Raw genomic sequence first — 11,710 nt, 5'->3', positions numbered from 1 at the left:
ACTAGTCCACCCTCGTATACATGTTCGATCCCTCGATGGAGTGAAGCACACATCACGTTCCCTTCCAGGCATGAACCATTTAGGCTCCGGGCACGTCCTCATGAACAACCGGCAAGCCAGCCGGGGACGACCGACCTGACAGAACGCGCGAACCCGTAAGAGACGTAAGAGACGCAATACGGCACATTCGCCGCCACCCGGCAGCAGACAGCCGGTCTCGAAGAAAACTTTCGAGGAAATGCCGCGAGCGGGAACGTTTTCGGCCTGGTTGGATGTTGACCCTGGTACGACAGCTCGTCGAGCTAGAGAAGAGGCGACGTGACTACTGTTCTGACCCCCGCGAGCCCGCTGACGGCGGCTGACCGCTGTGACCGTTGCGGCGCCCAGGCTTACCTGCGCGTCCTTCTGACCAGCGGTGGTGAACTGCTCTTCTGCGCCCACCACGGTCGCAAGTTCGAGCCGGAACTCAAGAAGATCGCCGCTGAGATACAGGACGAGACGGAGCGGCTCACCGCCGTTCCGGCAAGCTCCGAGACCGAGGAACGCTGACGCCTCGCACCCACGACGAGCCAGCTCCGGCATCAGGCCGGTGATCGGGCGGCCACCCCTCCACGCAGGGGTGGCCGCCCGTCCTCGTATCCCCGTCAGCCGTGCTCTCGCAGCACCCTGACGACGTCCGAGACCCGGGTGTAGACGCCGGGGCTCCCCGCGCGGCCACAGCCGCTCCCCCAGGACACCAGGCCGACGAGTCGGCCGCGGGCGGTCAGCGGGCCTCCGCTGTCGCCCTGACAGGCGTCCTTGCCGCCTTTCGGCTCCCCGGCGCACAGCATCGTCGCCGACAGGAACTTCCCGTCCGCACCGCCGGGGTACGCCTTCTCGCAGACGCTGTCGGCCAGCACCTGCACCTGTGCGGCGTGCAGCGTGCGCGCGTAGTCGCCGGCGCCGGTCGTGTCGCCCCACCCGTAGACGGACGCCTCCGTTCCCGGCTCGTAGGCGGGGTCGCCCTCCTCGGCCATCGGGATCACGTATCCCCCGGGCAGCGGTGTGGCCAGTGTGATGACGGACACATCGCCCGCATTCGTCTGGCTGTCGTAGTCCGGGTTGACCCACGCACTGCGGACCGGGATCTCGACGCCGTCCGACGCCCGGAGGTCCGTTCGACCCGCGATCACCTTGAGGTCGCGCACTTTGTCGCGCGCCACCCCGAGTACGGGTTCGCTCAGGCAGTGCGCCGCGGTGATGACCGTCGAACGTGCGACGACCACGCCCCCGCAGAACTGTCCCGCGCGCATACCTCCGAACCGGTCACGACTGGAGAGTGCCACCACCCACGGATTGTCGGACGCCTTGACCGGGCGGCCGCCGACGACACCTTCGTCGGCGGCCGCCGGTACCGCCGACGCCAAGGGCAGCACGGCCGCCGCGGCCAGTACGGCCAGCTGTGCGGTCAGCGCTCTCGCGAAGGGACGACGCATGTGGTCTCCTCACTCTGGGTTGCTATGACACACCCAGAGTGATCGAGTTGTGCGCACCACGCACAGCGAGACCCGCCTTCGCCCCCGTATTTCCCAAGGCCCGGCCCCACCCCGCGAACGGGGCCGAGCCGGGCCTTGGGAAGAGTCGTACAGACGTGTCTAGTCGAGGTAGTCGCGCAGGACCTGCGAGCGCGACGGGTGACGCAGCTTCGACATCGTCTTGGACTCGATCTGGCGGATGCGCTCACGCGTCACGCCGTACACCTTGCCGATCTCGTCGAGGGTCTTCGGCTGACCGTCGGTGAGACCGAAACGCATGGAGACGACGCCCGCCTCGCGCTCCGACAGCGTGTCGAGCACGGAGTGCAGCTGCTCCTGGAGCAGCGTGAAGCTGACGGCGTCGGCCGGGACCACGGCCTCGGAGTCCTCGATGAGGTCGCCGAACTCGCTGTCGCCGTCCTCGCCCAGCGGGGTGTGCAGGGAGATGGGCTCACGGCCGTACTTCTGGACCTCGATGACCTTCTCGGGGGTCATGTCGAGTTCCTTGGCCAGCTCCTCCGGGGTGGGCTCACGGCCCAGGTCCTGGAGCATCTGACGCTGCACGCGCGCGAGCTTGTTGATGACCTCGACCATGTGCACCGGGATACGGATGGTGCGGGCCTGGTCGGCCATCGCGCGGGTGATCGCCTGACGGATCCACCACGTGGCGTACGTGGAGAACTTGTAGCCCTTGGTGTAGTCGAACTTCTCGACCGCGCGGATCAGACCGAGGTTGCCCTCCTGGATGAGGTCCAGGAAGAGCATGCCGCGGCCCGTGTAGCGCTTGGCCAGGGAGACCACCAGACGGAGGTTGGCCTCCAGGAGGTGGTTCTTGGCGCGGCGGCCGTCCTCGGCGATGATCTCCAGCTCGCGCTTGAGCTTGGGAGCGAGCTTGTCGGCGTTGGCCAGCTTGTCCTCGGCGAACAGACCGGCCTCGATGCGCTTGGCGAGCTCGACCTCCTGCTCGGCGTTGAGCAGCGGGACCTTGCCGATCTGCTTGAGGTAGTCCTTGACGGGGTCGGCGGTGGCGCCGGCGGCCGCGACCTGCTGTGCGGGCGCGTCGTCCTCGTCGTCGTCGGACAGGACGAAACCGCCCTGGCCCTCCTCGGCGGGCTCGCCTTCCTTGCCCGTCGCGGGGGTCTCCTCGGTCGACTCGTCGTCGGAGACCTCGTCGTCCTTCTTGGACGCCTTCTTGGCGGCGGTCTTCTTCGCGACCGTCTTCTTGGCGGTGGCCTTCTTCGCCGTCGTCTTCTTCGCGGCGGCCTTGGTGGCGGGCGCGCCGTCCTCGGCAGCGACCTCACCCGTCGTCGCCTCGGGGGCGGCGGTGGCTGCGACCTTCTTGGCGGTGACCGTCTTCGCCGCGACAGTCTTGGTCGCGGTGCGCTTGACCGGACTCTTGGCTGCGACGCTCTTTCGAGGACGCTTGGGCTCAGCGGCACTGACCATCAGCGTCACACCCTCTTCCTCGAGGATCTGGTTGAGGCTGCGCAGAACGTTCTTCCACTGAGTGGCCGGAATCTGGTCGGCTTCGAACGCACGGCGTACGTCATCGCCGGCGATCTGGCCATCAGCCTTTCCCCGCTCAATGAGCGCCATGACAGAGACGGACTCGGCGATCTCCGGCGGGAGCGTACGGGATGTGCTGGCCGACACGAACAACCTCTCGACACGTTGGAAAACGGCTTCCGGCCCCGTCCTGTGGACCGGAGTCCTGTGGACCGGAGCCGACGACCGCCGACTTGGGGATGGGCCGACGGCGCGGGCGGAGGCCGGGGAGATGGACAGCGCCACGAACGGCTGCTGTATTCCCTCCTCGGCAGTCACCTCTTAGGTCATCGCGTTGCCCCGAGGAGCGTTACGCCCAATCTGCGTGGCCCGAGTCACACCCCGTAAGCGGCCAAAAACGTAAAGATACCGACATAGGCGGTCACTTCTACAGTCGGTCCGCACGGACACCGACCGGCGCAAGCGGAGTCCCGCCGTACGGGCGAGGGAGCGCGGGTCACCGAACCCGTACAGCCGAGTCGCCGAAGGGCGCCCCTCACACGTGCGCGGGCACATGGGGGGCGCCGTCCGGCGACACCAGGTTCGTACTCCTCGCTCCGCTACGGCCCCGGCGCGATCAGTGCTCGCGGGGCGCCGGCACCACACGCTCCACCTCGGGGTGGACCATCAGCAGCTGACGCATGGCCGTCTCGGCACCGGAGCTGTCGCCCGCGGCGAGCGCGTCGGCGATGCGCGCGTGATGCGCGAGGGCCGTCTCGTTCGGCCGGTCACAACCCGTGACGGGTCCACCGGAGACCTGGAGGGCGGCGGAGACGATGCCGGCGAGGTGCTCCAGCATGCGGTTGCCGGCGAGCTGGATCAACAGCGCGTGGAACTCCGCGTCGGCGCGGGAGAACGTGATCGAGTCCCCCTGCCCGAGGGCGTGCCCCATGATCTCGACCATGTCGACAAGGCGCTGCTGTACGTCTTCGCGGCCGTGCCCGGCGGCGAGGCGCGCGGCGAGCGGCTCGATCGTCCAGCGCAGCTCGTTCAGCTCCCGGCGCTGGTCGTCGCGCTGCGGCCCGAAGGCGCGCCATTCGATGATGTCGGGGTCCAGCAGGTTCCAGTCGCTGACCGGACGCACGCGCGTGCCCACGTTCGGCCGGGCACTGACCAGGCCCTTGGCCTCCAGGACGCGGAGGGACTCACGGACGACGGTCCGGGACACCTCGAAGCGCTGGCCGATCTCCTCGGGCACCAGCGGGCGGTCGGCGCCCAGGTCGCCCGAGACGATCATCTGCCCGAGTTGCTGGACGAGTTGACCGTGCAGACCGCGGCCCCGGCTGCCCGCGGCGCGTCGGCTCACCCGGCCGAGATCCTGGTCCGTGCTGTCCCAGACGGGAGGGCCGACGCGGTTGGCTGCCGAGCCCGCGTAGGGGTAGCGGTCGAGTTCACCCGGTCCGGCGAGGCCTGAGTCGGCGGAGCGGGCGGCGGTCATCATGGTGTGCGCAAGGGTACTCACGGAATGTGTTGTCGGCTCCGTCCTCAACTCCCTTGAGGTCTTTGGTGAAAAGCACACGAAAGGGTGATCTCCCCCTTCGCCACAATTGACGCCTTATCGGAAAGAAACGGGCGCGCCAGAGGGAGTTGCGCACAGCACCGGGCCGACAGGCGCCGGACGGTCGTCATCGTGTCCTGGGACGCAGCACAGTGAGCAGATATGCGCAGAGCAGAGCGCCGAGAGACAACATCAATGCCCCGCCGACGGGTTGGGCAACCATCCGCACCCCGGCGGCGACAAACCGCTCCGCGCCGAACGGCCAGTGCACCAGAGCAAGATCACGGAGTCTGGCCGGAAGCCCTGCCGCCGTTCGCACGGACGGCCCCTCCAAGGCCTTTTGTACGAGCGGCACGATGACGACGGGCACGGCCACCACCGCCGCGAGTCCGGCCGCGGTGGACCGGAACACGCCGGACGCAAGGACCCCCGCCCAGGCACACGCGACGACGAGCGCCACCCAACTCGCGGTCATCGATGGCCAGTCGGCGGGAACTTGCGTGAGCTCTGATCCGTATACGAGATGGAGCAGCGCGGCGTCGCAGCCGAGTACGAGAGCGGCCATGAGGACGGCGGTCGCCGCGCCGACGAGCAGTTTGGCGCAGAGAAGGCCCAGGCGGCGGGGGACGGTGCCACGGTCGGCAGCGAGCGCGGGGTGACGGAACTCGTCACCGAAGGCGAAGGCGCCGAGCAGCCCTGCGCCGAGGGCGGCTGGGGGCAGGGGCAGTCCCTGCGGCCAGGCGGCGAGCAGGCGGGGCTGTGGAGTGTGCCCGACGCGGGCGAGCAGCACGGAGAGGAGCGCGGAGACGGCGAGGACGAGCGCGACGGTGACGTATCCGGTGGCGATGCCGGTCGCGCGGCGCAGTTCGTAGCGCAGAGGGCGCAGTGGGCTGCGGGCCGAGCGGACGGTGATGGGGGGCGGCAGTGGAGAGAGCGCGGCCGTCGCCGAGCTGGTCGCGCCGGCCTCCGTGCCGCCCGGGCTTCCCGCGACACCTTCGGTAGCCGCGGGTAGGGGCGTTGTGTCGACGAGTGGTACGAACGTGCTTGTCGTTACTGGGGAGTTGGGGGTGTCGGGAGTGCCGCCGGCCAAGGAGTGACGCGTCTGCGCGCCGGGTTCAGGTCCGGTGGTCGGAGTCTCGTGGGCGGCCGGGTCGGCGCCCGAAGGGAGGGCTTGCGCCACCGCGGGCCCCGCGTCCCCGATCTCGTCGGCGAGTTGATGGACGAGGATGCCGTGCCGGAACGCCGTCTCCCCCACGTCCGCACAGGTACTGCCGTACACCGAGAGGCGACTGCCGCCCTCGGGGACTACTTCGACGGTGCGCTTGGCCGTGCGCGCCTCTTTGGCCAGCAGAACACCCAGACGCGCGGCATGAGGGCTGCGAACAGCGACCCGGGGTCGCAGCCGGGTGCGCGCGAAGTCGGCGACCTCCTGGTCCGCGACCAGTCTTCCCTCGTCGAGGGTGATGACACGGTCCGCGGTCCGCGCCGCCTCCTTGGGATCGTCCGTGGTGAACAGGATCGTGCCGCCGAGGCCCGCGTGCGCTCGCAGGATGCCGTGCAGCCACTTGCTCTCGCGGGCCGACAGACCGTCCGCGGGGCCGTCGAGCACCAGGGTGTGCGGATCGGCGAGGAGGGCGCAGGCCAGGCCGAGCCGCCGGTCCATGCCGCGGGAGAGGGCGCCCAGGCGTTGGTCGCGCAGGCTCACCAGGCCGACGACCTCGAGCACTTCGTCGGCTCGCTGGATCGGCACTCCGGCCGCCGAGCACAGCATGCGCAGTTGCCCGCGGACCGTTCGGGCCGGATGGCCGGGGACATCGCCGAGCAGGACGCCCACTTCCCGTGCGGGCAGGGGGATGCGGTGCAGCGGGCGGCCTCTGAAGTAGGTGATGCCGCGCCCCTGTTGGAGCTCGAGCATGAGCCGCACCACAGTCGTCTTTCCGGCCCCGCGGGCACCGAGCAGCGCCGTGACACGGCCCACCCGTGCGTCGAAGGACACGTCGTCGACGGTGGGCGGGCTCTCCTTACGGGCATTGCTGGTCAGTCCGATGGCCTGGATCATCGCTTCTCTCGCAGGATGGGCGACCGCCCGGCGGCCGAGGCCCGACTGCCGCCCGGGCGGCAGAAGAACCCCGTGGGTACTGCAGCAAGATAACGCGATATTTCCGGCTTTTCGGGCAGGGGGCGGCCGTAAGTGTTGGCGAGTACGGAGTCGGAACGCGCAGATGACACACCCCGCCGCACGGGTTCTCGCGGAACAGCCTCGCCCTATCGGCGGGTCGGTCAGACTTCCGGTCGCAGCATCGGGGGATTGAGCAGCGTCGCGCCACCCGCGCGGAAGAGCTGAGCGGGCCGACCGCCCTGGCGCGTGGTGGTGCCCCCCGTCGGCACCAGGAAGCCGGGCGTCCCGGTCACCTTGCGGTGAAAGTTGCGTGGGTCCAGGGCGACGCCCCAGACCGCCTCGTACACCCGGCGCAGCTCACCGACGGTGAACTCCGGCGGGCAGAACGCCGTGGCGAGCGACGAGTACTCGATCTTCGACCGGGCTCGCTCGACGCCGTCCGCCAGGATCTGCGCGTGGTCGAAGGCGAGGGGTGCGGCCAGCTCGCCCTCCCGCTCGTACCCGCCCTCGTTGAGCAGTACCTCGATCGGGGCCCAGCGGGCGCTGTGCGCGTCGCCGCCCGCGCGCGGTGCGGGCAGGTCGGGCGCCAGCGCGAGGTGCGCGACGCTCACCACGCGCATCCGAGGGTCCCGCTTCGGATCACCGTAGGTACCCAGCTGCTCCAGGTGCGCGCCGTTGTCCTGAGCGGGCGAGGTTCCGTCATGGGCACACAGCCCCGTCTCCTCGACCAGCTCACGCGCGGCCGCCGCGGTCAGGTCCTCGTCATCCCGTACGAACCCACCCGGCAGAGCCCAACGCCCCTGGAACGGCGGTTCACCGCGGCGCACCGCCAGCGCGCACAACGCGTGGCGGCGCACGGTGAGCACGACCAGGTCGACGGTGACAGCGAAGGGCGGGAAGGCCGACGGGTCGTAGGGCGACATGGAACGATCATAGTCGTCTGCCTGACGATAAACAGTCCCTTCACTCGTTGCTTCCGCCGGTTCCTGGAGCCGTACGCACATGCTCCGGCCTGCCCCGGTCAAGCCGGTCACACCCCCAACTGCAAGTCGTCCGCGGCCTCCTCGACCATGGCGAGGCCGAGCCGGCTGACGCGCACGGAGAAGGCGTGCCCGGCCACGCGCAGCCCTGTCAGCCCGATCTCGCCCAGCGGGGCGCAGCGCACCGGGGACAGCGTCACCGTCCCGGCGGGCGCGTCCGGCCGGATGCCCGCCAGAGTCGCCAGCAGGTGCACGCCGGCGGCTGCGGCGACGGCGGCCGGTCTGCACGCGGCGGGATGCGGTAGCGGGGCGCCACCCTCGACACGCTGCTCCCCCGCGTACATCTCCGGCAGCCGGTACGCGAAGTGCTCCGCGGCGCTGAGGACACCCCCGAGCAGGGATGCCGCCTCCTTCTCGTATCCGGCGGCGGCCAGGCCAGCGACGGCGACCGCCGTCTCCTGCACACGCACCGCTCCCGCGCGATGGCCGAAGGGGTTGTACGCCACCCCCTTTACCTCCAAGGTCCGCAGCCCCCAGCCGGAATCCAGACTCGGCCCGCCGAACAGGCGCGCGAGCTGCTCGGTCTGCATCTTGTTCAGCAGGCCCGGCGCGTATGAGCCGGCTCCGAGCAACCCGGTATCCAGGAGATGGGCGGCGCTGCTGCCCAGGTGCGGCATCGGGCGCCCGTCCGCGGTGCGCGCCGCGGCCGGTCTGCCGCCACCCAGGTCCTCGATCCAGAAGTCCTGCCGGAACCGCAGCCGCAGCTCCTCCGCCCAGTGCCGCAGCTCCGCGCCCCCGGGTCTGCCATACGCGTCGAGCAGGTCGGCGCCGAGGACCGCTGCTCGGTGGGCGTGGGCCTGGGTCTCGCTGCGCGACGGGCCGCCAGGTGCGGGGTCCGGGAGATACGGACCCGCGCGAGTGGCGGCGCGCAACCACTGCAGGCACCGCTCCGCCGCAGGGAGCAGCTCCGTCACCTCCTGCTCGGCAAGGCCCCAGCGTGTCGCTTCAGCCAGCAGCACGGGGAACAGGAGCGTCGCCTCGATGCCGGTGCAGCTCGGAGGCATGCGTGTGCCCGCGTGCCGGAGTGGTCCCGGCAGTCGCCCGAACTCACCGCTCGGTTCGCCCAGTTGAGTGCGGGCAAGGGCTCGCAGCGTGCTGCCGGCCAGGCGGGTCCCCAGAGGCAGCACCATCCTGGCCGCGGTCAGAGCCTCGGCGGGTGCCGGACCGCAGCGCCAGGGCGCACCCGCCGCCAGGTAGACGTCTGTCGGCTGCGTGGGGTCGCGCACCACGAGTGCGTGCAGATCATCGATACTGGTCCGCAGCAGGGGACCCACGCGTGGGTCGTCCCCGTGCGCCTGAGCCGCGGCGAGGGGGCGGACAGCGCCGTGTCCCGCGGCTCTGCCGATGCCCGTACCGTCCGCCCGCACCCGCAGCTCGACGGTCCTCGTACCGCCGGGCGGCAGGTCGAACTCCCAGCGCAGCAGGCCTGCGGAGGCCAGGGCGTCGGTGGGCGGGGGTGACGCCGTGACCACTGTGTGGCCGATCGGGGACGTCCACCGCAGGCCCGAGTCATGGACTGTCGCAGGCAACTCGCGGCCCGGATTTCCGGCGGCCACCGCACCGAGTTCGGCCAGGTCCGTACCGAGTGCCACCTCCAGGGGCAGCCGAAGGGGCCGCGCCGCGGAGCTGTGCAGCGTGATGCGTTCCGTGCCGTCGGCGTGCCGGATCCGTTCAACAACCACATCCGGATCCGGCCCCCCGTGGGGCGCTGCCCGCACCGTCCCCACGAAGCGGGCGCGATCGGCCGAGACCATGCGCGCCTGAACAGCGAGCGGCTCTCGGCCCGCCACACGAATGAGACACCGCGCCAGAAGCCGTCGGCCACCGCGATAGAAGCCTTCGAGCCCCTGGGCCGTCATCTGCCCGTCGTCGGAGGAGATCGCGAGTCCCGGCAGAGCCACGCAGATCAAGGCCCCGTGCGTGGGCGGGAGTTCGGACGAACGCCGGGGCGCCGCGGCCGATGCTGTCGAAGCCGGCTGGAGGGCGGGGCGGCCGGAGAACGCATGGGGCCGCTGATGCGAGGGCTCCGGCGGCCCGACCTCCCGCCCCGCGGCAAGCCCACGGTCGGGCGACGACACCGCAGGGCGCCGTGCCGCGTTCGCCGTCACGACTGCCCCTTGCGTGAGGACGCCGTGAGCGTGCCGCCCGCACTGTCCGCCGACGCCACTACGCGATCCCCTACGGCTGGGGTTTCGTGGGGGGTCCACCCCGCACGGGCCCGATGCGTCCGGCGGCCGTGCCCGGGACGCTGCCCGTGCCCGCAGACCAGCTCGGGACCCGTGCTTCGGTCCACGCTCGGCCTCGATCTCAACGCCCGCATGGGGCGCCTCCTTTCGCGCACGGTCGCGCGAGGCGCCGGCATCCTGCCGGGCTGGTGGACGCGCCGACGGCACGGCCCGGCCGCCGCTACCGACACCCAAAGGAACGGAGCCGCCCCACCTCAAGTAACGCCACAGCGCGGTGAACCACCGACTCACTCGCCGGCGGGCCGGCGCCATGGCCTTGTTCATCCGTCGTCCCTGGTGCGCTGGCGTCCCGCCCGACGGTGTCCGGTAGGCCGCCGTGGCGCACGCCCGCCTGCCCGTGCAGGCCGGGTCCCCGCCCGATGGCGGCCCTCACCGCGACGCCGCAGCGCGGCCTCCAGACCGCGAGCCGCCCTGGACACTCCCGGGTCCACGGCTCCTGGGGGCACGACGGCCGCGAGCCCCGGGCCGCCGACGGAGACCCCGTCAGCCGAGGCCTCCTCGGCGTCCATGTTTTCGGCCGCCTCGGTGTCCTCCACGGCCGCCTCCTGACCCGCCCGACCGGCCCGCTTTCCGCGCAGGGAGCGGCGAACCGGCTCCGGGTCGATTCCATCGGCACGTGCCGCGTTGAGCAGTCGGGCGAACACGTAACGCGGGTCGACCGTGAGGGCCATCTCCAGTGCCTGATCCGCCTCGACCGTGTCACCGAGCGACCAGGCGATCCAGCCCGCGAGGCTCAGCGGCGCCGCGGCGTGCTCTCCGTAGGGTCCGACGCAGCGCCGCGCCAGCGCCCTCCACAGACGCAGTGCGCAGGAGGCTTCCGCTCCCTCCATCCACTCTGCCGCCCGGTCTCTGGTCGAACGGTCCTGGAGGCCGAGAATCAGGGTCGCGGCCTCGTCGTGTGCCAACAGTTCGTCGTCCCGGAGGTCCGCATCCAGGTCTGCGTCGTCGATCGGAGCGTCCGCGATGCGGCCCATGACGCGGAGCGCCAGGTCAAGGGTCTCCGCCTCCACCTCCTCGCGCGAGACGCCGGCGAAGATCCTCGGCACCAGGTCCATCGCCGCCGCGTCCAGCGCCCTGGTCTGCTCCACGACGAGTGCCGTCTCCAGCGGCGCCAGCCGCGCCCGCACCTCCTGTGCCGACCCGCGTACGTGAATACCGGCGTAGGCCGCCGTGGCCGCCATCACCGAGGTGCCGCCGGTGACGATGACATTCCCCTCCGGCGGGCAGCACTCGGGGCGCGGACAGCAGTAGGACCAGTACCTGCTGTCCGAGAGACAGAGCGCCTCCGTGACCGGCACATCCAGGCTGCCGCACGCCGTGCGCAGGAGCTGGGCGAGCGGGCGCAGCCGCTCCATCACCCGACGCGCGGGGCCCATGCCCGGGTCCGGCGCGTCCTGGCAGAGGAACGCGACGACGCTGTCCGGTCGCCCGTCCCTGCGCTCGCACTCGCCGATCAGGCAGCGGGCCATCTGTTGTGCCACGGACGGCCAGTCCTCGGGCCGCTCGGGGATGCCGAGCCGCACCCGGCCGCCGAATCGCCCTTTGTGCAGGGCGACCAGGACGACACTGTCGTCGGGGCGGAACCCGAGCAAATACGGGAGCGCTTCGGCGAGTTCACCGGCCGTGCGCAGGGTGATCTTTGCCTCGCCGGTCGCTCCGGCGGGCTCGCTGTGATTCGTCATGGGACGACCATGCCGCGGATCGACGGACTCCGTTTTGGGCTGTGGATAACCTCGATCAGGGACACG

At 70.9% G+C, this 11,710-nt stretch carries 8 protein-coding genes; 1 reads left to right on the top strand and 7 read right to left on the bottom strand.

The window, feature by feature from the left end:
* Window positions 1–318 precede the first annotated feature (318 nt).
* Window positions 319–549, top strand: a complete 231-nt coding sequence (locus AB0J02_RS34620) for a hypothetical protein (RefSeq protein WP_363197805.1) — start codon at window positions 319–321, stop codon at window positions 547–549.
* A gap of 95 nt (window positions 550–644) precedes the next feature.
* Here AB0J02_RS34620 and AB0J02_RS34615 read toward each other — a convergent pair whose 3' ends face one another.
* The 7 genes from AB0J02_RS34615 to AB0J02_RS34585 all read right to left on the bottom strand — a co-directional run bounded on the left by AB0J02_RS34615 (window position 645) and on the right by AB0J02_RS34585 (window position 11,644).
* A complete protein-coding gene (locus AB0J02_RS34615; RefSeq protein ID WP_363197804.1) occupies window positions 645–1,475 on the bottom strand; it encodes a serine protease in 831 nt (276 codons plus the stop codon).
* 159 nt (window positions 1,476–1,634) lie between these two features.
* The gene (locus AB0J02_RS34610; protein WP_363197803.1) at window positions 1,635–3,167 is read right to left on the bottom strand and encodes an RNA polymerase sigma factor; all 1,533 of its coding nucleotides are present in this window, start codon (window positions 3,165–3,167) and stop codon (window positions 1,635–1,637) included.
* Window positions 3,168–3,636: 469 nt separating this feature from the next.
* The gene (locus AB0J02_RS34605) at window positions 3,637–4,521 is read right to left on the bottom strand and encodes a FadR/GntR family transcriptional regulator (protein ID WP_363197802.1); all 885 of its coding nucleotides are present in this window, start codon (window positions 4,519–4,521) and stop codon (window positions 3,637–3,639) included.
* Window positions 4,522–4,684: 163 nt separating this feature from the next.
* Complete coding sequence (locus AB0J02_RS34600) at window positions 4,685–6,616, bottom strand: ABC transporter ATP-binding protein (protein ID WP_363197801.1); 1,932 nt, start codon at window positions 6,614–6,616, stop codon at window positions 4,685–4,687.
* A gap of 221 nt (window positions 6,617–6,837) precedes the next feature.
* Entirely contained in the window at window positions 6,838–7,599 is a 762-nt protein-coding gene (locus tag AB0J02_RS34595) for an NUDIX hydrolase (protein WP_363197800.1), read from the bottom strand.
* Between the two features lie 107 nt (window positions 7,600–7,706).
* Window positions 7,707–9,575 (bottom strand): glycogen debranching N-terminal domain-containing protein, encoded by a 1,869-nt coding sequence (locus AB0J02_RS34590; RefSeq protein ID WP_363197834.1) that lies wholly within the window; start codon window positions 9,573–9,575, stop codon window positions 7,707–7,709.
* A gap of 647 nt (window positions 9,576–10,222) precedes the next feature.
* Window positions 10,223–11,644: a DUF4192 domain-containing protein gene (locus AB0J02_RS34585; RefSeq protein ID WP_363197799.1), complete on the bottom strand. Its 1,422-nt coding sequence runs from the start codon at window positions 11,642–11,644 to the stop codon at window positions 10,223–10,225.
* Window positions 11,645–11,710: the final 66 nt, after the last annotated feature.

Source organism: Streptomyces sp. NPDC050264, assembly GCF_040655895.1.
Taxonomy (GTDB): domain Bacteria; phylum Actinomycetota; class Actinomycetes; order Streptomycetales; family Streptomycetaceae; genus Streptomyces.
The sequence above is the reverse complement of the archived record's forward strand: the minus strand, read 5'-3'. Positions and strand labels throughout refer to the sequence as shown.

What these genes read in the sequence shown, in the direction of transcription:
- AB0J02_RS34615 (WP_363197804.1), bottom strand. Translation starts at nt 1,475, where the DNA reads ATGCGTCGTCCCTTCGCGAGAGCGCTGACCGCACAGCTGGCCGTACTG.
- AB0J02_RS34600 (WP_363197801.1), bottom strand. Translation starts at nt 6,616, where the DNA reads ATGATCCAGGCCATCGGACTGACCAGCAATGCCCGTAAGGAGAGCCCG.
- AB0J02_RS34595 (WP_363197800.1), bottom strand. Translation starts at nt 7,599, where the DNA reads ATGTCGCCCTACGACCCGTCGGCCTTCCCGCCCTTCGCTGTCACCGTC.
- AB0J02_RS34590 (WP_363197834.1), bottom strand. Translation starts at nt 9,575, where the DNA reads ATGACGGCCCAGGGGCTCGAAGGCTTCTATCGCGGTGGCCGACGGCTT.
- AB0J02_RS34585 (WP_363197799.1), bottom strand. Translation starts at nt 11,644, where the DNA reads ATGACGAATCACAGCGAGCCCGCCGGAGCGACCGGCGAGGCAAAGATC.